At 67.3% G+C, this 21,028-nt stretch carries 17 protein-coding genes; 5 read left to right on the plus strand and 12 right to left on the minus strand.

The annotated features are described in order from the left end of the window. Positions 1 to 91: 91 nt before the first annotated feature. From wspF to FOC67_RS19680, 8 genes are all read right to left on the minus strand, one after another. A complete protein-coding gene (wspF, locus tag FOC67_RS19645) occupies positions 92 to 1,099 on the minus strand; it encodes a Wsp signal transduction system protein-glutamate methylesterase WspF (RefSeq protein ID WP_003092534.1) in 1,008 nt (335 codons plus the stop codon). Continuing rightward, positions 1,096 to 3,405: a Wsp signal transduction system sensor histidine kinase WspE gene (gene wspE, locus FOC67_RS19650; RefSeq protein WP_003129896.1), complete on the minus strand. Its 2,310-nt coding sequence runs from the start codon at positions 3,403 to 3,405 to the stop codon at positions 1,096 to 1,098. Before wspE ends, wspF begins: the two co-directional genes overlap by 4 nt. Further along, a complete protein-coding gene (locus tag FOC67_RS19655; protein ID WP_009313515.1) occupies positions 3,402 to 4,091 on the minus strand; it encodes a chemotaxis protein CheW in 690 nt (229 codons plus the stop codon). Before FOC67_RS19655 ends, wspE begins: the two co-directional genes overlap by 4 nt. Further along, a complete protein-coding gene (locus FOC67_RS19660) occupies positions 4,084 to 5,352 on the minus strand; it encodes a protein-glutamate O-methyltransferase CheR (RefSeq protein ID WP_009313514.1) in 1,269 nt (422 codons plus the stop codon). The genes FOC67_RS19655 and FOC67_RS19660 overlap by 8 nt, the downstream gene beginning before the upstream one ends. Continuing rightward, entirely contained in the window at positions 5,349 to 5,864 is a 516-nt protein-coding gene (locus FOC67_RS19665; RefSeq protein WP_022579730.1) for a chemotaxis protein CheW, read from the minus strand. The genes FOC67_RS19660 and FOC67_RS19665 overlap by 4 nt, the downstream gene beginning before the upstream one ends. Positions 5,865 to 5,868: 4 nt before the next feature. Continuing rightward, entirely contained in the window at positions 5,869 to 7,497 is a 1,629-nt protein-coding gene (gene wspA / locus FOC67_RS19670) for a Wsp signal transduction system chemoreceptor WspA (RefSeq protein ID WP_003092544.1), read from the minus strand. A 266-nt stretch (positions 7,498 to 7,763) separates the two neighbouring features. Beyond that, positions 7,764 to 9,383 carry an MFS transporter gene (locus FOC67_RS19675; RefSeq protein WP_003092547.1) on the minus strand — a complete coding sequence of 540 codons (1,620 nt, stop codon included), beginning with the start codon at positions 9,381 to 9,383 and terminating at the stop codon, positions 7,764 to 7,766. Positions 9,384 to 9,491: 108 nt separating this feature from the next. Next, a complete protein-coding gene (locus FOC67_RS19680) occupies positions 9,492 to 11,165 on the minus strand; it encodes a GMC family oxidoreductase (protein ID WP_003137963.1) in 1,674 nt (557 codons plus the stop codon). Positions 11,166 to 11,336: 171 nt separating this feature from the next. On the opposite strand from FOC67_RS19680, the gene FOC67_RS19685 reads away from it, so the two are divergent. Next, complete coding sequence (locus FOC67_RS19685) at positions 11,337 to 12,242, plus strand: LysR family transcriptional regulator (RefSeq protein ID WP_003092552.1); 906 nt, start codon at positions 11,337 to 11,339, stop codon at positions 12,240 to 12,242. Between the two features lie 36 nt (positions 12,243 to 12,278). Here FOC67_RS19685 and FOC67_RS19690 read toward each other — a convergent pair whose 3' ends face one another. Further along, entirely contained in the window at positions 12,279 to 12,974 is a 696-nt protein-coding gene (locus FOC67_RS19690) for a tellurite resistance TerB family protein (RefSeq protein WP_003092554.1), read from the minus strand. Positions 12,975 to 13,295: 321 nt separating this feature from the next. Between FOC67_RS19690 and FOC67_RS19695 the strand changes: the two genes are divergently transcribed. The 3 genes from FOC67_RS19695 to FOC67_RS19705 all read left to right on the plus strand — a co-directional run bounded on the left by FOC67_RS19695 (position 13,296) and on the right by FOC67_RS19705 (position 17,047). After that, entirely contained in the window at positions 13,296 to 15,158 is a 1,863-nt protein-coding gene (locus tag FOC67_RS19695; RefSeq protein WP_003137959.1) for an NAD(P)/FAD-dependent oxidoreductase, read from the plus strand. Positions 15,159 to 15,481: 323 nt separating this feature from the next. Then, the gene (locus FOC67_RS19700; protein ID WP_009313512.1) at positions 15,482 to 16,123 is read left to right on the plus strand and encodes a response regulator transcription factor; all 642 of its coding nucleotides are present in this window, start codon (positions 15,482 to 15,484) and stop codon (positions 16,121 to 16,123) included. 120 nt (positions 16,124 to 16,243) lie between these two features. After that, positions 16,244 to 17,047, plus strand: a complete 804-nt coding sequence (locus FOC67_RS19705; RefSeq protein ID WP_003137956.1) for a hypothetical protein — start codon at positions 16,244 to 16,246, stop codon at positions 17,045 to 17,047. A gap of 78 nt (positions 17,048 to 17,125) precedes the next feature. Here the strand turns inward: FOC67_RS19705 and FOC67_RS19710 are convergent, their stop codons facing one another. After that, complete coding sequence (locus tag FOC67_RS19710; RefSeq protein WP_009313511.1) at positions 17,126 to 18,832, minus strand: WG repeat-containing protein; 1,707 nt, start codon at positions 18,830 to 18,832, stop codon at positions 17,126 to 17,128. Positions 18,833 to 19,042: 210 nt separating this feature from the next. On the opposite strand from FOC67_RS19710, the gene FOC67_RS19715 reads away from it, so the two are divergent. Beyond that, the gene (locus tag FOC67_RS19715; protein WP_003092567.1) at positions 19,043 to 19,384 is read left to right on the plus strand and encodes an FKBP-type peptidyl-prolyl cis-trans isomerase; all 342 of its coding nucleotides are present in this window, start codon (positions 19,043 to 19,045) and stop codon (positions 19,382 to 19,384) included. Positions 19,385 to 19,470: 86 nt separating this feature from the next. Here FOC67_RS19715 and FOC67_RS19720 read toward each other — a convergent pair whose 3' ends face one another. Continuing rightward, complete coding sequence (locus FOC67_RS19720) at positions 19,471 to 20,712, minus strand: CynX/NimT family MFS transporter (RefSeq protein ID WP_003137952.1); 1,242 nt, start codon at positions 20,710 to 20,712, stop codon at positions 19,471 to 19,473. Positions 20,713 to 20,859: 147 nt separating this feature from the next. Beyond that, the gene (gene armR, locus FOC67_RS19725; protein ID WP_019485705.1) at positions 20,860 to 21,021 is read right to left on the minus strand and encodes a MexR antirepressor ArmR; all 162 of its coding nucleotides are present in this window, start codon (positions 21,019 to 21,021) and stop codon (positions 20,860 to 20,862) included. Positions 21,022 to 21,028 lie beyond the last annotated feature (7 nt).

The following is a 21,028-nucleotide window of genomic DNA, read 5'->3' on the forward strand; positions in this document are numbered from 1 at the left end:
GGGGCCCCTCGTATCAAATTGAATGCTGTTCCACGCACCGCCACGGCGGGCGTCGGCGCCTACCCTGGCGCCTGGCCGGACTCGCGCCCGGCTAATCGAATACCTCCGCCAGGCGCGGGGCGATCTTTTCCAGGGAAAGGATCTGCACCGCGGCATCGATCGCCGCCGCGGCCTTCGGCATCCCGTAGACAGCGCAACTGGCCTGGTCCTGGGCGATGGTGAGGAAGCCGCGCTCGCGCATCTGCTTGAGGCCCTGGGCGCCATCGCGGCCCATGCCGGTCAGCAGCACGCCCACGGCATCGCCACGCCAATAGTTCGCCACGCTCTCGAAAAACACGTCGATGGACGGCCGGTACACGAAAGAACGCGGTTCGGCGGTGTACACCAGCGAACCGTTGCGCAACAGGCGGATGTGATTGTTGGTCCCCGCCAGCAGGATCTGCCCCGGTATCGGCGGCTCGCCATCGCGCGCCAGGCGCACCGGCAGCTTCGATTCGCTGGCCAGCCATTCGGCCATGCCGGCGGCGAAGACCTCGTCGACATGCTGCACCAGCACCACCGCGGCATTGAAACTGGCCGGCAGTTGCTTGAGCAACACCGCGAGCGACGCCGGACCGCCAGCCGAGGCGCCGATCGCCACCAGACGCTGGCGCGCCCCGCCGGCCTTCGGCGGCACCACCTGAACCTTGCCGCGGTTATCGCGCTGGCCGATCAGCCAGCCGACGTTCTGAATCTTGCGCAACAACGGCGCCGCCGCCGTTTGCGGGTTGCCGATGCCCAGCGCCGGCGTGTTCACCGCATCGAGCGCCCCATATCCCATCGCTTCGAAAACCCGGTGCACATTCTGCTCGATATCGACGGTAACAATCACGATCGCGCAAGGACTTTCCGCCATGATCCGACGAGTTGCCTCGACGCCGTCCATCACCGGCATGAGCAGGTCCATCAACACCACGTCGGGCGTATCGGCGGCGCACTGGGTCACCGCCTCGGCACCGTTGCTGGCGACCCAGACGATCTGGTGCTGCGGCTCGAAGGCCAGCGCGCGGCGCAGCGCCTCGACGGCCAACGGCATGTCATTGACGATTCCGATCCTCAACCCTGTGCTTCTCCGATCAGGACGACGACGGCATCCAGCAAGGCCTCATCGTGGAAACTGGCCTTCGCCAGATAATAGTCGGCGCCGGCGTCGAGACCGCGCCGACGGTCCTCCTCACGATCCTTGTAGGACACCACCATCACCGGCAGCGACTGCAGGCGGCTGTCGCGACGCACCAGGGTGACCAGTTCGATACCGTCCATGCGCGGCATGTCGATATCGGTGATGAGCAGGTCGAAATGCTCCGAGCGCAGGGCGTTCCAGCCGTCCATGCCATCCACCGCCACTGCCACGTCGTAGCCGCGGCCGAGCAGGAGCTTGCGTTCCAGCTCACGCACCGTGAGCGAGTCGTCGACCACCAGGATGCGCTTGCGTTGCGCCCCGCCGGCCTGCCGCCGGCTGCGATCGATGCGCTCCAGGCGGCCGCTGCTGAGCAGCTTGCCGACCGAATGCAGGAGGTCCTCGACGTCCAGGATCAGCACCGGCGAACCGTCGTCCAGCAAGGCGCCGGCGGAAACGTCGCGCACCTTGCCCAGGCGCGGATCGAGGGGCATCACCACCAGGGTGCGCTCGCCGACGAAACGCTCCACGGCGACGCCGTAGACTGCATCGCGGTCGCGCACCACCACCACCGGGATGGCCCCTTCGGTGCGGCTGCTCTCGGGCCGCTGCAGCAGTTGCGCAGCCGAGACCAGGCCGACATGGCGCCCCTCGTACCAGAAGTGCTGGCGACCTTCGAGCTGGACGATCTCCTCCGCTTCCAGCTCGCACATGCGCTCGATGTGCGCCAGCGGGAAGGCGTAGGCCTCCTCGCCGATCTCCACCACCAGGCTGCGCACCACGGACAGGGTCAGCGGCACCTCGACGTGGAACAGCGTGCCCTGCCCCTGGCGTTGCTCCATGCGCACGCCGCCGCGCAACTGGCGGACCATGTGCTGCACGGCGTCCAGTCCGACGCCGCGACCGGACACCTCGGTGACCTGCTCGCGCATGCTGAAGCCGGGCAGGAAGAGAAACGCCAGGAGTTCCTCCTCGCTCAGTTGCGCCGCGGTCTCGGCGGTGGCGAACTGGCGATTGAGCACGGTCTCGCGCAGGCGCTGCAGATCGATGCCGCCGCCGTCGTCGCTCAGTTCCAGGACCAGCATGCCGGCGTGGTGGCGGGCACGGATGGTGATCCTGCCCTCGGCCGGCTTGCCGGCGGCGAGGCGGGTTTCCGGCGCCTCGATACCGTGATCGACGGCATTGCGCAGCAGGTGGGTGAGCGGCGCTTCGAGTTTTTCCAGGACATCCCGGTCGACCTGGGTGCTTTCGCCCTCGACCAGCAGGCGCACCTGCTTGCCCAGCGAGCGGCCCAGGTCGCGAACCATCCGCGCCTGGCCGCTAAGGACGTCGGCGAACGGTCGCATCCGCGAGGCCAGCGCCGCGTCGTAGAGCACCTGGGCGCGCTGGCCGCCCTGCCAGGCGAACTCGTCGAGATCGGCGATGTGCTGCACCAGCATCTGCTGGCATTCGCCGATCAGTTGCCGCGCCTCGCCGAGCATGGCCTGGGCCTGCGGGTCGAGGGCGGTTTCCTGGACCGTCTCGCGTACCACGTCGAGCGCGCGGCTGGCGCTGGACTGCAGGCGACGCAGGCGTTGCAGGGAATCGGCCAGCGGCTTGATGCGCTGGAACTCCACCAGCGACTTGCTGGAGATATCCAGCAGCCGGTCCAGGCGCTCGGCGGTGACCCGCAGGACCCGGCTGCGGCGCTCCTCGGCCTGTTCGCCGCCCGCCTGCCCGGCGGGCTCCTCGTCGTTGTCGTCGCTGGCGGCCGCTGACGCCGCTGGCGGCGCCTCGGGGGCCGCTTCCGGCAGGCCGGGAGTCGTCGCCGGCAGCTCCGCGCGGGCCAGCGGCAGGCCGCTGCGCACCAGGCCTTCGAGGCGCTGCACCAGACCGTCGATCTCTTCCCGCCCGGCGCCTTCGGCCCAGCCTGCGTCGCCGGCGGGCGGTGTGCCGATACGCAGCAACAGGTCGCAGCCCTGGAGCAACGCATCGATATGTTCCGATTGCAGGAGCAGGCGTCCGTCCTGCGCCTCCACCAGGCAATCCTCCATGACGTGCGCCACGCGCACGCCGGCGTCCAGCCCGACGATCCGCGCCGCGCCTTTCAGCGAGTGCGCGGCGCGCATGCAGGCTTCCAGTTGGTCGGCCTGGGTCGGGCTGCGCTCCAGCGCCATCAGGCCGGCGTTGAGCACCTGGGTCTGGGCCTCCGCCTCGAGCCGGAACAGCTCGAGCAGCGACGCGTCTCTCATCTGGTCCGGGGTCATGCCAGGCTCCGCGCTACGGCTTGCAGGAGAGGGCCTTCGTCGAGCAGGGTGATGCTTCGCTCGCGCCATTGCAGCACGCCGGCCACGTGCCGGCGCGAGGCCTGGCCGTCGGCGTGGTTGGGCGGCAGTATCCGCGCCAGCGGAATCGCATGGATGCCGTCGACTTCCTCCACCGGCGCCACCACCGGACCGCCGGCGGCGGAAATGATCAGCATGCGCGGAACCACCCGGCGCTCGCTGACCGGCGCGGCGCCGGGTTCGAGATCCAGCAGTTCGCCCAGGGAAAGACAGGCGACCAGCGCGCCGCGCACGTTGGTCACCCCTTGCAGGGCGCGCGAGCGCTGGTGCGGCAGGGAATGGATAGGGTTCATCGGCGCCACTTCCACCAGGCTGCCGGTGGCCAGACCGAACCACTCCTCGCCCAGGCGGAACACCAGGATCGAGCGCGTCTCGCCGAGGTCGCTCTGTTCGCGCTGGCTGTCCATCGTTTCGGCGCTGTCGAGCTGGTCCTGGCGCAAGGCGATGCGGTCCAGCAGAGAGGTCGCGGCGGCAGCGTAGATCTCGCAGTTGCGGCAATGGACATGCTCGGCCAGGCGTTCGCAGGACTTGTCGCCATGCACGCCAATGCGGTTCCAGCAGTCATCCACCTGTTGGGTATCGAGCAAGGTCAGGCTCGCCTCAACCATCTTTGTTCACTCCACGGGCCGCGCGTTGCTGCAGGCGCCGGGCGCCGGCATGGTCGCCGCGGGCGGCGAGCAGCGCCGCCAGGTGCGCCAGCGCCTCGGCGTGCTGCGGCTCCAGGTACAGGGCCTTGCGGTAGAAATCCTGGGCTTCCTGCTCCTGCCCGGCGACATCGCTGAGCAGCCCGAGCCAGTAGAAGACCGTGGCCGACGGCCCACGCGCGGCCAGTTGGCGCTCGCAGGCGGCGCGCGCCTCGCGATGCTGGCCGGCATCCGCCAGGCGGGCGATTTCGTCGAACTCGCCGACGGGACTGGCGAGGGGCTGGCCGCTGGCTGGCGGAACCAGGCTGGACAGGCGTTGGCGCGGTTTCGCCGGTGGCGGCGGCGAAGGCCGAACACTCGCACGCTCCACGGCGGCGGCAACGACCGGGCGCGCTCCGTCGCTCGCCGCCTTGGGCCGCGCGCCGCGGGGCGCCTCGCTGGTCCGGCGGAACACGAAAGACAGCGGCACGCCGATCGGCTGCATGCCATGCTGGCTGAGCAGGCTCGCCTCGGCTGGTCCGATGAACATCGCGCCGTCCGACCGCAACAGGCGCTTGAGCACCTCGACCACCTCGCTCTGGGTCGGGCGGTCGAAATAGATCAGCAGGTTGCGACAGAACACGAAATCGTAGGGTGCCTCGCCCGCCAGTAGCCCGGGATCGAGCAAATTGCCGCAGCGGAAGCGCACCTTGCGGCGAACCTGCTCGGCCAACTGGTAGCCATCGGCAACCTCGCTGAAATGGCGGTCGCGAAACCCCAGTTCGTCGCCGCGGAAGGAATTCCTGCCGTACACCCCGAGGCTGGCGCGCTCGATCACCCGAGCGCTGACGTCCAGGGCGTCGACCTCGAACAGGTACTCGGAGAGCCCGGCATCGAGCAAGGCCATGACGATGGAATACGGCTCCTCGCCGGTGGAACAGGGCAGGCTGAGGATCCTTAGCGCGCGTCCGCCGCCCAGGCTCGGCAGGCGCTCGAAGGCCAGCCTGGCGAGGGTGGTGAACGACTCCGGGTAGCGGAAGAACCAGGTCTCCGGCACCACCACCGCTTCGATCAGCGCCTGCACCTCGCCCGGCGAGCCGTTCAGGCGCATCCAGTATTCGTCCTCGTCGTGCAGCGCGAGGCCGCTCATGCGCTGGCGTACCGCGCGCTCGATCACCGCGCTGCCCACCGAGCTGGCATCCAGGCCGATCCTGCTCTTGAGCAGGCGTTCGAAGCGATCGTTCATGCCGCCCCCTCGCCGCACTCCGGCGGGAACAGCAGGGCGCGCACTTCGTCGGGCAGCAATGCCTCGACCCGCACCCATTGCACCAGTCCCCGTGGTCCTTCATAGACCGGGCCGAGATAGCGGGCCCCGCCGTTGTCCAGGCCATAGTCGCGGAACGCCGACGGTTCGCAGCGCAGGGTATCGGTGGCCTGTTCGAGGATCAGCCCGAGCCAGACCGGCTCCCGCTCCTGGCGGGCGCGGTATTCGACCAGCACGATGCGCGTGCTGGTGCGGGCCAGCGCCGCGCGGCCGAAGGCCATTGCGCAGAGGTCGAGCACCGGGACCAGGACGCCGCGATGGGAGAACACCCCGGCGACCCATTCCGGCGCCTCCGGAATGCGCTTCAGGCGCAGCAGCGGCAGCACTTCGACCACTTCGCGGGCATCCAGGGCATAGCGGTCGCCTTCCATGCGGAACAGCAGGAACAGCTTGCTGGTGCGTCGATGATCGCCGGTGGAGCGGGACACGGTCACAGCCTCAGACTTTGAAGCGGGATACGCCGTTGCGCAGCCCGTTCGCCACCAGGTTCAGCTCATCGATGGCGAAGCTGGCCTGGCGCAGCGACTCCACGGTCTGCCCGGTGGCCTCGCCCAGTTGCACCAGCGCCTGGTTGATCTGCTCGGCACCGGTAGCCTGGGCCTGCATACCCTCGTTGACCATCTGCACCCGCGGCGCCAGCGCCTGCACCTGCTGGATGATCTGCGACAGTTGCTCGCCGACCTGGCCGACCTCGGCGATACCGCGGCGGACCTCCTCGGAGAACTTGTCCATGCCCATCACCCCGGCCGATACCGCCGACTGGATCTCGCGCACCATCTGCTCGATGTCGTAGGTGGCGACCGCGGTCTGGTCCGCCAGCCGGCGCACCTCGGTGGCCACCACGGCGAACCCGCGGCCGTACTCGCCGGCTTTCTCCGCCTCGATGGCGGCGTTCAGCGAGAGCAGGTTGGTCTGGTCGGCGACCTTGACGATGGTGGTGACCACCTGGTTGATGTTGCCGGCCTTCTCGTTGAGGATCGCCAGCTTGGCGTTGACCAGGTCGGCCGCACCCATCACGTGGTGCATGGTTTCCTCCATGCGCGCCAGGCCCAACTGGCCGGAACCGGCCAGGGTCGAAGTCTGCTCGGCGGCACCGGAGACTTCGCTCATGGTCCGCACCAGGTCGCGCGAGGTGGCGGCGATCTCGCGAGAAGTGGCGCCGATCTCCGTGGTGGTCGCAGCGGTTTCGGTGGCGGTGGCCTGCTGCTGCTTGGAGGTCGCGGCGATCTCGGTGACCGAGGTGGTGACCTGCACCGAAGAACGCTGGGCCTGCGACACCAGGCCCTTGAGCTCTTCGGCCATGCCGTTGAAACCGGTCTCGATGGCGCCGAATTCGTCACGCCGGCCGAGGTTCAGGCGTGCGGTGAGGTCGCCACCGGCCATCAGGTCGAGGCTGCGGACGATCTTCTGGATCGGCTGGGTGATCGCCCGCAACAGCAGGAACCCGCAGATGCCGGCTACCACCACCGCCAGCAACAGGGTCACCAGCATGCTCAGTTCGGCGTCGTCCACCGCGTTGACGATGTTCTCCGAGGCGCGATCGGCGATGTCCTTGTTCAGCTCGATCAGCTCGTTGAGGTACTTGCGACCGTCGCGCCAGTGCTCGGTCAACGGGCCGGCGACGAGCTTGCCGGCTTCTTCGAAGCGTTTCTCGCGATACAGCTCGAGCACCTTGTCGTGCTGCTCCAGGTAGGCCTTGCGCACACCCAGGAAGCCGGCGAGCAGTTCGTGGTCGCGGGCCTCGTCCGGGTTCATGGTCTTCTGGTAGGAGGCGATCTGCTGGTCCAGGCGCTCCTCGCTGGCAAGGATGCTGTCAGCCTCGGCCTTGCTCAGCTCGTGGTCGTCGGTGACGCCGAACAGTTCCTGGGTCTGCAGGTAGTTGTCGGTCCACGAACTGCGTACCAGGGTGATGAAGTACATCCCCGGCATGGCGTCGTCCTGGACACGGTAGGCGCCCTTTTCCACCGTCAACATCTTCACGTACGCAGTAGCGGCCATCAGCAGCATGATCGCGATGATCACGGCGAAACTTGCCAGGATTCGCTGGCGAACAGTCCAGTTCTTCACATTTTTCCCCAAGACTCGAGTCCGGATTCGTTCCTGCCGCCACAACGGCCCGTCAATCGCGCGGACTGTATAGGCCGTCCCCGGCACCGGCAAGCAGCGCCATAGGGTTTTCCCGCTATTGTAGGCGCTGGAAAGGCGTTTTTTGACGCCAGAAGTGTGGCAGAAAGACAAAGAAAGAAAACTGGCAAGCCAGACTTTTCTGAGAAGACAGGCACATCACGGAGGGAATGAGCGCCCCGTCCCCATGCCGGGAACGGGGCGCGATTTCACCGGTGGATGTCGGTATGGCGGGTTTCGCGGAGGAACAGCAAGGCGCAGACCAGGCTGCCGCCGGTGATCAGCACCGGATACCAGAGGCCGTAGAAGATGTCGCCGGTGTACACCACCAGGGCGAACGAGACCGTGGGCAGGAAGCCGCCGAACCAGCCGTTGCCGATGTGGTACGGCAGCGACAGCGAGGAATAGCGGATGCGGGTCGGGAACAGTTCGACCATCAGCGCCGCCAGCGGGCCGTAGCAGAGGGTGGAGATCAGTACCAGGGCGAAGATGATGGCGATCACCATCGGCTTGTTCACCTGGCTACCGTCGGCCTGCTGCGGGTAGCCTGCCGCCTTCACCGCGGCCGCCATCGCTTCGGCGTCGAAGCCGGCGATCTCGGTCTCGCCGACCCGTATCCTGACGTCGCTGCCGGCGGGCGCCGCCACCGTCGAGTAGGGCAGGCCGGACTTGACCAGGAAGGTCTTGACCTTGTCGCAGGGGCTGTCGAAGGTCGCCTTGCCCACCGGGTCGAACTGGAAGGTGCAGGTCGCCGGGTCGGCCACCACGCTGATCGGCGACTGCCGGCTGGCCTGGTCGATGGCCGGATTGGCGTAGTGGGTCAAGCCCTTGAACAGCGGGAAGTAGAACAGCGTGGCGAGCAGCAGGCCGGCCAGCAGCACCGGCTTGCGGCCGATGCGGTCGGACAGCCAGCCGGCGACGATGAAGAACGGCGCGCCAAGCACCAGGGCGACGATCAGCAGACCGTTGGCGGTGCCGCCATCGACCTTGAGCACCTGGGTGAGGAAGAACAGCACGTAGAACTGCGCCGTGTAGAAGGTCACCGCCTGGCCGGCATTGATGCTGAACAGCGCGGTCAGCACCACCTTCAGGTTGCCCCACTGGGTGAAGGACTCGCGCAGCGGCGCCTTGCTGACCTTGCCCTCGGCCTTCATCTTGAGGAACGCCGGCGACTCGCGCATGGACAGGCGGATCCAGGTGGAGATGCCCAGCAGGACGATGGACAGCAGGAATGGCAGGCGCCAGCCCCAGGTCTCGAACTCGTCGCCGGTCAACTGGCGGCAAGCCAGGATCACCAGCAGCGAGAGCAACAGGCCGAGGGTCGCGGTGGACTGGATCCAGCTGGTGTAGCTACCGCGCTTGTTCGCCGGGGCGTGCTCGGCGACGTAGATCGCCGCGCCGCCGTACTCGCCGCCCAGGGCCAGGCCCTGGAGCATGCGCAAGGTGACCAGGATGATCGGCGCGGCGACACCGATCGAGGCATAGGTGGGCAGCAGGCCGACGGCGAAGGTCGACAGCCCCATCAGCAGGATGGTCACCAGGAAGGTGTACTTGCGCCCGATCATGTCGCCCAGGCGGCCGAACACCAGCGCGCCGAAGGGCCGCACCAGGAAGCCGGCGGCGAAGGCCATCAGGGCGAAGATGAAGGCGGTGGTGTCGTTGACGCCGGCGAAGAACTGCTTGCTGATCACCGCCGCCAGGGCGCCGTAGAGGAAGAAGTCGTACCACTCGAAGACCGTGCCCAGCGAGGAGGCGAAGATCACCTTGCGCTCCTCCTGGGGCGTGGTCGCAGGCACTGTGTAGGAAGGGGTCGTTGCGTACTCGGTCATTGCGGCTCTCCCGCCCCTTGTGGGGGCTCTTATTGTTGTCTGCCATTTCCGTTTTCAGCGTCGACCGCTGCGGCGCCGGGCGCCACGCGATACGGGGTGTAGCGATCCTCAGGCCTCCACCGCCTCCTTGCCGCCGGTAGCCATGGCGCTTTCGACGACCTGCGGCGCGGCCTCGCGGCGGCGCTCGGCGAGAATCATCTGCGCCGCCTTCTCGGCGATCACCAGCACCGGCGAACAGGTGTTGCCGGAGGTCAGGCTGGGCATGATCGAGGCATCGGCGATACGCAGGCCGGGGATTCCGTGCACCCTCAATTGCGCATCCACCACCGCTTGCGGCCCCTGGCCCATGCGGCAGGTGCCGGCAGGGTGGAAGATGGTGGTGCCGATCTCCGCCGCGGCGCGCTGCAGATCCTCTTCGCTGCGGTATTCCGGGCCGGGCTTGTACTCCTGCGGACGGAAGGCGGCCAGCGCCGGCGCGGCGGCGATGCGGCGGGTCAGGCGTATGGCGTCGGCAGCGACCTTCAGGTCGCGCGGATCGCTCAGGTAGTTGGGCTGGATCGACGGCGCCTCGCCCGGGTCGAGCGAGCGGATGCGCACCGTTCCCCGGCTGTGCGGACGCAGGTCGCAGACCGACGCGGTGAACGCCGGGAAGGCATGCAGCGGCTCGCCGAAGCGATCCAGCGAGAGCGGCTGGACGTGGTATTCGAGGTTGGCCGAGGGCTGCTGCGGATCGGAGCGGGCGAAGGCGCCCAGTTGGCTCGGCGCCATCGACAACGGCCCGCTGCGGCTCGCCAGGTAGCGCAGGCCCATGCCCAGCTTGCCCCATAGGCTGCCGGCGATCTGGTTGAGGGTGGGAACGCCGTCGACCTTGTAGATCATGCGCAGCTGCAGGTGATCCTGGAGATTGCCACCGACCCCGGGCAACTCGTGGACGACCCCGGCACCGAGCCGCTCCAGCAGGTCCCGCGGGCCGATCCCGGAGCGTTGCAGCAGGCACGGCGAACCGATCGCGCCAGCGCTCAGGACGATCTCGCGGCGCGCCTCGAAGCGCTGCTCGCGGCCCTGCCAACGGACCGACAGGGCCCTGGCGCGGCCGTCCTCGAGGAGCACCCGCTGGACTTCGGCATGGGTCAGAACCGTCAGGTTGGCGCGCTGGGCGATGCCACGCAGGAAGCCTTTCGAGGCATTCCAGCGCACCCCGCCGCGCTGGTTGACCTGGAAGTAGCCGCAGCCTTCGTTGTCGCCACCGTTGAAATCCTCGACGCTGGCGATTCCGGTCTGCGCCGCCGCCTGCTGGAAGGCATCGAGCAGCTTCCAGGAGAGCCGCTGGCGTTCTACCCGCCATTCGCCGCCGGCGCCGTGCATTTCGCTGGTCCCGGCGAAATGGTCCTCCATCCTGCGGAACAGCGGCAGCAGCTCTCTCCAGCTCCAGCCCGGATTGCCTTCGGCCACCCACTGGTCGTAGTCGCGGGCCTGGCCACGCATGTAGATCATGCCATTGATCGAGGAGCATCCTCCGAGCACCTTGCCGCGCGGGTACTTCAGGGAACGACCGTTGAGCCCGGGGACCTCGTCGGTGTCGAAGCACCAGTCGGTACGCGGGTTGCCGATGCAGTAGAGGTAGCCGACGGGAATGTGGATCCAGGGATAGTTGTCCGGACCGCCGGCTTCCAGCAGCAGGACACGGTTGGCAGGGTCGGCGGAAAGCCGGTTGGCCAGCAGGCAGCCGGCAGGTCCGGCGCCGACGATGAGGTAGTCGTAGGTATCCAGTACCTCGGGCATGGCGAGCCTCGTCTTGTCGTTCTTGTGATGGGCCGTCGGACCTGCGGATGACCGGCAAGTCTCGAACGGCTTGAGGCTAGTCGTTCATTCGCGATAAAAAAACAAACGTTTCGGGGCAGCTATTGTTCGTTTTCTAACAACGCCCCCTCGGCCCGGCAGAAGGCGCTCCCCATGTTCGACTGGAATGACCTGCGTTTCTTCCTCGAGTTGCAGCGCAGCGGTCGCCTGCTGACCGCCGCCAAGCGTCTCGGCACCACTCACGCCACGGTGGCCCGGCACATCGAGAACATCGAGCGCGACCTCGGCACCCAACTGTTCGCCCAGCACACCGGCGGCTACCAGTTGACTCCGGCCGGCCAGGCGCTGCTCAAGCACGCCGAGGCGATGGAGAACACCGCGCTGCTCGCCCAGGAAGAAATGAGCCAGAGCATCTCGCCGCTGGGGCAGATCCGCATCGGCGTCACCGAAGGCCTCGGCAGCGTCTTCCTCGCTCCGCGCCTGGCGCAATTGATGCGCCACTACCCGGGCCTGGAGGTCGAGCTGGTCTCGGTGCCGCGCTTCGTCAGCATCACCAACCGCGAAGCGGACATCGCCATCTCCCTAGACCGGCCGAGCGCCGACCTGGTGATCACCCGCCTGCTGACCCGCTATCGCCTGGCGTTGTTCGCCAGCCCCGCCTACCTGGAACAGGCGCCGCCGCTACGCGACCGCGACGACCTCGGCAGGCACCAGTGGATCGGCTACGTCGACGACCTGCTGTTCAGCCAGGAACTGATGTTCCACCACAGTTTCTGCCGCCACCCGCAGGTCGTGTTCCGCAGCACCAGCGTGGTAGCCCAGCAGCAGGCGGCGCAGGCCGGCATCGGCCTGGCGATCCTGCCGCACTTCATGGGTAGCCGCGATCCGTTGCTGGTACCGGTGCTGCCCGAGGAAAGCATCCAGCGCGAGTACTGGATGAGCACCCGGCGGGAGCTGCACCGCTCGGTGCGCCTGCGGGTGGTCTGGGACTTCCTGCTGGAGCTGTGCCAGCGCGAGCGGGAGGTTCTGCTCGGCCCTTCGGCGACGCCGCCGCCATGATGGCGGCGGTTATCCACGGAACGACGCTCCGCCGTCTCAGGCCAGGCGCTGCAGCGCCTGTCTGGCCTGGTTCTCCAGCTCCAGCTTGAACGAGGGTTCCAGGCGCAGCTGCCGCGCCAGCTCCTCGAGGTAGGAGCGCTCCATGAAGCTTTCCTCGTCGACCATCAGCAGGCTGGCCAGGTACATCTCCGCGGCGATCTCCGGGGTGCTCGCGGCACGGGCGATCTCGGCCGGGTCCAGCGGCTTGTTCAACTCGCGCTCCAGCCAGCCCTGCACCTCGCGGTCGCTGGTCAGCTTGGCCACCTCGCCTTCGATCATCTGCCGTTCGCGCTCGTCGATGTGGCCGTCGGCCTTGGCCGCACCGACGATGGCCTGGAGGATCGCGTGGCTATGCACTTCGGCCTGGGCTTCCGGCAGGCGGTCGACGGTCTGCGGCTGCGCCTGCGGCGCGGCGCCGTTCTGTTGCTGCTGCCAGTTGTTGTAGGCCTTGTAGGCGATCACCCCGAGCGCGGCGAGGCCGCCGTAGGTGATCGCCTTGCCACCGAACTTGCGCGCCTTCTTGTTTCCCAGCAGCAGGCCGATGGCGCCGGCCGCCAGGGCTCCGCCGCCGGCGCCGGAAAGCAGGCTGCCGAGCTGTCCGCCGCCGCTGGCGCCGGGCTTGCCGCCGGTCTTGTTCTGCAACATTTCCTGCCCGGACTTGAGCAATTGGTCGAGCAAACCACGGGTATTCATGAGGAACCTCCAGGACGTTCGGTAACAACCGGATTCGACCGACTCTAGCCCTTCGCGTCCGCGCTGCCCGCCGGGAGTTTGCTTCGAGATATTGCCGGCCTCCGCGGACACCTTGGCAAAGCGCGACGCATGTCACATTTTTCCAGATAGAGGCCTAGTGCCAGCAGAAAGCCCTTCGACGCGCCGGCATGGCCCTCTAAACTCCGCGCCCGCCCGCGACTGCGGGTCGGCGTCCAACGCCAGCCGCTCCGCGCGCATTCGCAACAGCAAACTGTGAACATGGCTCCCCCGAGCCACCCACTGCCTCGCAAAGGACTTCCCATGACCATCTCCCGCCGCGACTTCCTGAACGGCGTAGCCCTGACCATCGCCGCAGGCCTGACCCCCGCCGAGATCCTCCGCGCCGCCCCCGGCGGCCGCTACTATCCGCCCGCGCTCACCGGCCTGCGCGGTAGCCATCCGGGCGCCTTCGAAGTCGCACACCAGATGGGCTGGGAGAAGAAGACCTTCGATGTCGACCACCTGCCGATCGAAGAGGAATACGACCTGGTGGTGGTCGGCGGCGGCATCAGCGGCCTCGCCGCCGCCTGGTTCTATCGCGAACGGCACCCCGCGGCGCGCATCCTCGTCATCGAGAACCACGACGACTTCGGCGGCCATGCCAAGCGCAACGAATTCCAGGCCGGCGGGCGCACCATCCTCGGCTACGGCGGCAGCGAGTCGCTGCAATCGCCGAACGCCCTCTACAGCGAAGACGCCAAACACCTGCTGAAACGCCTGGGCGTCGAGCTCAAGCGCTTCGAGACAGCCTTCGACACCGACTTCTACCCCGGCCTGGGCCTGTCCCGCGCGGTGTTCTTCGACAAGGCCAGCTTCGGCGTGGACAAGCTGGTCAGCGGCGACCCGACGCCGATGGTTGCCGACGAGGTCCCCCGCGATCGTCTCAATGCCCGCTCCTGGCGCGCCTTCATCGGCGACTTCCCGCTGAGCCGCGAAGACCGGGAGGCGCTCATCGCGCTGTACGAATCACCTCGCGACTATCTTGCCGGCAAGAGCGTGGAAGAAAAGGAAACCTACCTGGCGAAGACCAGCTACCGCGACTACCTGCTCAAGAACGTCGGGCTCTCGGAAACCTCGGTGAAGTACTTCCAGGGCCGCAGCAACGACTTCTCTGCCCTCGGCGCCGACGCCCTGCCGGCGGCCGACGCATACGCCGCCGGCTTCCCCGGCTTCGACGCCCTCGGCCTGCCGCAACCCAGCGAGGAGGCCCAGGCGGAAATGGACGAGCCGTACATCTACCATTTCCCCGACGGCAACGCCTCGCTGGCTCGGCTCATGGTGCGCGACCTGATCCCCGCGGTGGCGCCGGGCCGAGGCATGGAGGACATCGTCATGGCCCGCTTCGACTACTCGAAGCTGGACCTCGCCGGGCACCCGGTGCGCCTGCGCCTGAACAGCACCGCCGTCAGCGTGCGCAACCGCGCCGGCGGCGTCGATGTCGGCTACAGCCGCGCCGGCCGCCTGCACCGGGTACGCGGCAAGCACTGCGTGATGGCCTGCTACAACATGATGGTGCCGTACCTGCTGCGCGACCTCTCCGAGGAGCAGGCCCACGCGCTGAGCCAGAACGTCAAGTTCCCGCTGGTGTACACCAAGGTATTGCTGCGCAACTGGCAGGCCTGGAAGACCCTCGGCATCCACGAGATCTACGCGCCGACCCTGCCCTACTCGCGGATCAAGCTGGACTTCCCGGTCGACCTCGGCAGCTACCGGCATCCACGCGACCCGCGGCAGCCGATCGGCGTGCACATGGTCTACGTGCCGACCACCCCGAACGCCGGCATGGACGCCCGCACCCAGGCTCGCGTAGGCCGCAGCAAGCTCTACGCGATGAGCTTCGAGCAACTGGAAAAGGACATCCGCGACCAGCTCCAGGCCATGCTCGGCCCGGCCGGCTTCGACCACCGTCGCGACATCACCGGCATCACCGTGAACCGCTGGTCGCACGGCTACTCCTACTTCATGAATACCCTCTACGACGACGAGGCGGAAAGCGAAGCGCTGATGGAACTGGCGCGAAGCAAGGTCGGCAATGTCACCATCGCCAACTCGGATGCGGCCTGGGATGCCTACGCCCATGCCGCCATCGACCAGGCGGTGCGGGCAGTCCGCGAACTGGGTTGAAGGACGGCGACGGCAGCGGGACCCGCGCTGCCGTCGCGCCCTTCCGATGTCCAGCCAGACTGACAGAAATGTACTGACAGCGATTTCAACCCCTACTCCACGAAAGCCGTTCAACGACCCTATGTTTCTCGGCCTCCCCTCGAAATAACCTAGGGAAAACACATAGGAAATTTCCTACTAGCATTCAGAAAAGTCCTGATTAAACCGACAGACACCATCGCTAGAATTCGAGCCCGTCCGGAGCTGCCTCCTGGCGGATTATCCGCCTGCCGGCGTTGCCGGTAGCCGCCGCGGAAACCTCCACCTCGACCGGGTTCGATTTCATGAAAACACGCGTCATCCTCGTCGACGACCACGCCCTCACCCTGATCGGCATGCGCTATCTGCTGAGTGCGTACGACGACCTGCGGATCGTCGCCCAGGCCCAGGACGCCGACGGCTTGCTGGCGCAGCTCGAAGCGCACCCCTGCGACCTGCTGATCACCGACCTGATGATGCCCGGCAGCCGGCAGGCCGACGGCTTGCGCCTGGTGCAGAAGGTCCGGCGGCGCTATCCGGACCTGCCGATCATCGTCGTCACCATGCTCGGCAACCCGGCACTCGTTTCATCCCTGCTCAAGCTGGGCATTCACGGCCTGGTGAGCAAACGCGGCATGCTCGACGATCTGCCCAAGGCGATCCGCCACACCGGCCGTCGACCATTCATCTCGAGCTCCATCGCACACCTGCTGGAAGTGGGCGAAGCCGAACACGGCAAGCCGCTGGCCAGCCTCGAACAACTCACCCCGCGCGAAGTGGAAGTGCTGCGCCTGTACGGCAGCGGCCTGGCGGTCGGGGAAATCGCCATCCGACTGTGCCGCAGCAAGCAGACCATCAGCGCGCAAAAGAGCAGCGCCATGCGCAAGCTTGGCCTGGACAGCAATGCCGGACTCTTTATCTACATCCGGGAAAACGGCCTGGCCTGAGCAGCGCGGCCGCGATATGTCCGCCCCGCCAGCCCGCTTCGCAAGGTCCGCGCAGCAGCTAGAATGTCCCGCAGCGCCGGGCGTCATCCGTGCCCGCCTCCGCCAAAGGACTCTTTTCACATGGACCGTAACCGCCGCCTCTCCGCCCGACTCTGCCTCCTGCTGCTGGGACTCGCCAGCCAGGCCGAAGCCCGCGAACCGCAGCCCTGCGCGTCGCGACTGCTTGACGCCGTAGCCAGGCAGGTCGGCCACGATGGCTGGATAGCCCCTTCGTACGAATCTTCCGGTCCGTTCCTCGCCGTGGCCTGCAAGCCCTGGCCGGACGACCCCGCGCAGACGGTGATCGCCATGGCCTACCTGGATCCGGGCGACACCGCCGTGGAAGGCGAACGCCACCCGCATCTGCTATTGGCCAAGGCCGACAGCCGCAGCGGCAGGCTGCTCGAACGCTACGACAGCGACTTCGAAGAAGACGCATCCGTCGCCGTCGGCAGCGACAGCCTCTGGCTGGACACCGCGCGCTACCGCCTGAGCCCGACGGTGCGCGCCTTCGGCGTGGTGTTCCATAGCGTGGCGCGTGGCGCCAGTTGTCCGGAAGCCGGCTTCGACAACCTGCTGACCCTGGTGGTGCCGGCCGGCGACGGCAAGCTGCGGCCGGTGCTCAACACTTACCTGGACCAGTGGAGGACGCTGAAAGGCTCGGTCTGCTCCGCCGAGCCCGGGTTCGAACAGGAAGTCTCGCACCTGACCCTGGAACTCGGCCGTGGACGCTCCAACGGCTTTGCCGACCTGGTCGTCACCTCGCGGGTCAGCGACGGCGAAACGGAGAACGGCAAACCCTTGCGCACGGTGAAGCGCACGCTGCGCTACGACGGCGAGCGCTACCCGTTCGAGGAGTATTCGGACTTCTGGCATCGCCAGTGAGGGAAGGCCGTGGCCACCAGCCACGGCGAAACAGCGGAACCGCGCGCCCGCCGCAAGGGGCGGACGCGCGCAGGGAACTCAGCTCTCGCTGGTTTCTTCGCTCTCTTCGGCGGGCGCCGGCTCCTGCTCCGGCTCGCCTTCGTCGCCCTGCTCCTCGTCCGACTGGCAATACGGCGTCGGGTCCTGCGGCCAGATCGCCTTGCCATTGCCGTCGAGCAACTGTTCGGCGCCGCAATCGGTGGTGGCCACGGTGAAGCGCGGCTTGCCGTTCAGGTCGTACAGTGCGCGCAGGGTTTCCGTCGCCTCGTCGCCAGTACCGCTGACTTCGTAGCCCAGGATGTAGCCCTGCTGCGGATTCACCTCCAGCTTCTGCCAGAGCGCCGGAACCAGCGTGCGTCCCTGGCGATCGAGCAACACGGTGCGGGCAGCGTTGTCCATACCGTCAAGACCTTCCAGGAAACGACCGTCATACGCAGACTGGATGCTGATCAGTTCGCCCGGCTCCAGCAGCATCTTGCCGCTGCGGTCCATCAGGCCCACCACCGGCACCTGGCTTTCCGAACCCATGAAGCTGACGGTCTTCTGCGGCCCGCCCTTCTTCGCCACGACGAACAGGTCGTTGCCCAGCGCGCCGATCTGCGCATAACCCGGCTTCACCCACTCGCTGCCTTCGTCGAGGTTGAAGATGCCGAAGTCGGCGCTGAACAGGCCGGTGCTCACGCCGACGGCAGCCAGCCCGGGCACGTCGACGGTGTAGCCAAGCGCGGTGAGGCCGGCGCTGTCGGCCGAATCGTACTGCGGCTGCACCTTCCAGGCGCCGCTGCGATCGATCAGGCCGTACTTGCCCGACGAGCCATCTTCCATGCGCTGCTGAGCCAGCCCGCCCTGCTTGCCGAAGGCGCCGCAACCGGCGAACTGGGCGGCGATCGCCACCTTGCCCTGGTAGTCGAGGTAGCCACAGGGGCTGTCGTACTTCTCGCGGAACGCCACCAGGCCGTTGGCCGGGGTGCCCAGGTAATCGTAGCTCTTGCCGTCACCGACCGCGTCGCCCTTGGCATCCACCAGTTGGGAGCCCTTGCCGATGACGCTGGCGCTCATCACGCCGTCGTGGAGGTCGCCCAGGCTCTCGTAGGCCACGGCCTTCTGTTCGCCGGTGGCGAGGTTGATGATCCACTTCTCCTCGCCACGCTCGGCGCTGATCAAGCCGCCGTGTTCGGCGACGCTGCCGTTGACCAGGGTGGTGTCGTAGAGCGCCTCGGTGAGCTGCTTGCCCTTGGCATCGAGGATGCCGCGCTTGCCATCGATCTCGTAGATGATGAATTCGTTGGCACTGTTGGGGTAGATGTCGTCGAAACGCGGCGCCTGGACTTCCTTGCCCTGGCCGTCGACCACGCCGTACTTGCCATCGCGGACGAAGCCATAGAGGTCGGGGGTGAGCAGCGACAGGGCTTCGCCGATATCGTCGCGCAACACCTTGCCGTCCTTCGCCTGGATCAGGTTCCAGCGCTCCTCGCGCGCCGCCATCAGGGTGCCCTGGTAGGCGCTGGCGACGATATTGTCGTAGTCGTTGTCGAACGGCACGAGCAGCTTGGCGTCCTGGTCGATCACCGCGCACTGGCCGTTGAGGCATAGCGGGATGCTCAGTGCAGCCATGCTCGGTGCGGCCGGTTGCGGCGCGACCGCCGCAGGCTTCGGCGCATCGTCGCCCTGGTTGCAGGCGCTGAGGAGCAAGGTGGAAACGGAGACGGCGAGGGTGTTGCGGCCGATACGCGACAGTCTTTGCATGCGGATATGTTCTCGTATGATCCCTGAGATATGTGTCCAGCCGCGATGCGCGCGACATCGCGGAACGCGGTAGCCTTCCCGGCGGAAAGGCGCGGGCATGATGCCCGTGCCGCGGACCGCCTGGCAATGCCCTGGTCCGCCGGCTCGGCGACAGGCGGCGCGCTTGCTGGCAGAATCGCGGCTTTCCGCAAACCGCGCAGGTACCGCCCCATGAACGACCGACTGCAAATCGAAGACCTCCTCCTGGGCGACGGCAAGGAGGTGGTGAAGGGTGCGCTGATCACCACCCAGTACAAGGGCACCCTGGAAGACGGCACGCTGTTCGACTCCTCCTACGAGCGCGGCCGGCCATTCCAGTGCGTGATCGGCACCGGACGAGTGATCAAGGGTTGGGACCAGGGCCTGATGGGCATGAAGGTCGGCGGCAAGCGACGGCTGTTCGTCCCTTCCCACCTGGCCTACGGCGAACGGCAGGTCGGCGCGCACATCAAGCCCCACTCCAACCTGCTGTTCGAGATCGAACTGCTGGAAGTGCTCACCCGCGACGACTGAGCCGAGGGACGGCGGCGGCCTCTGGCCGCCATGCGCAGGACGAATAGTCGCTCGACTATCCGCCCTGCACGAAGCCGGTTTCTCTTCTAATCCGCGGGGCGAGCCGCGGAACCCGTGGCAATGGCGCGAGGCAGGCCGTCCAGCGCACGCAGCAGGCAGAACCCCAGGACGGCCCCCGCCGCGCCCGCGACCAGCATCAGGCCGATCGCGCCCGACCAGTCGAAACGGCTGACGATCAGGCCGATCAGCAAGGGGCCGATCACCTGCCCCAGGTAGTTGCCCTGCATTACCCAGCCGATGGCCAGTGGCGTCAGCGAAGGCGTGGGCGAGGCCAGCGGCGCGGTCGCCAGCACGGTGGTGGGAAGCATGCCGGCGACCGCCGAGAAGACGAACCCCAGCGCAATCGCCAGGAGCCCCGGCGTCGCGGCATGGAAGAACGCCGCACCGGTGACTCCCATCAGGATCGCGGTGGTCGCCAGCAAGGCGCCGGGACGTATGCCGCGGGAAAGGATGAAGCCCGCCGCGACATTGCCCAGGGCGTTCGCCGCGACGATGGCCGCGCCGATGAGTCCCGCAGTCTCCAGGGCGACACCCAGGCGCTGCATGAGGAACACGGGGAGGAACGTCATCAGGGCGAAGAACTGCAGGTTGTAGGTGGTGAAGCCGAGCGCCAGCAGGGTGATCGCCGGAACCTTGAGCAACGTGCCAAGACCGGCCGGCCTCACGCCTGCCGCCCTGCGCCCATCGTCGGCAGGGACGCTGAGCGGCAGCAGCAGCGCCGCGACCAGTACCAGCAGTGCGCTCAGTTGCCAGTCGGCGCGCCAGTCCGCGAGCAGCGGCCCGAACAGCATCGAGAGGGCGATTCCGCCTGCCATGAAGGTGCTCCACAGACCGAACACCACGCTGCGCCGCGTCTCGCTGGTGATCCTGTGCAACACGGCGGGCGCCGCCACCACCACGATGAGGAAACCGAGCCCCTCGACGAAGCGAGTGGCGAGCAACCAGGCGAAGTCCTGCATCGACGCACCGAGCAGGCTCGCTCCGCCGAGAATCGCCAGTCCGCCGGTCAGCAGCCGGCGATCTCCCCAGCGACGCACCAGGAGGCCAGCGGCGATGCCGCCGAATACGCCGACGAACGGAAAGGCGGACATGATCCAGCTCAGCGCGGCGAGGTCGCCGCCGAAGCTCCGTTGCAGCGACGGCAGGGCGATGGTCGCCTTGCCGACATGCAGGGCGGCGGCGATGCCGGCGAAGATCACATTGGCAACTGCCAGCCATCGCGGGCTGGCCTGGGGGTGCGGACGAGCGGGAGTGGACGGGCTATCCATCGTTGCCTCCGGGCATGGAGTGGCGCCCGGCAAAGTCGCCAGACGCTCTGCGCGGATTCTGATAGCTCAAGTTAACTTGAGGTAAAGAGCCCAGGAATCAAACGATGTGTTCCATCGCCCGCACCAATGGCAATCCGGCACGCCCACTCAGTAGAAGTGCTCGCCGTAGAGGTCCCAGGCATTGCGCCGGGCCGCCCGGCGCAGCTGCTCGGTGCAATCCCGCCGACCGACGGCGGATCGTCCCGAGGTGGCAGCGACAGCTTCGGTCTCGGTGCGGGACGGTTTGTTGCGCGGAGTGTTCAGGGACATGGCGGCG

Source organism: Pseudomonas sp. FDAARGOS_761, from assembly GCF_013343155.1.
Taxonomy (GTDB): Bacteria; Pseudomonadota; Gammaproteobacteria; order Pseudomonadales; family Pseudomonadaceae; genus Pseudomonas; species Pseudomonas aeruginosa.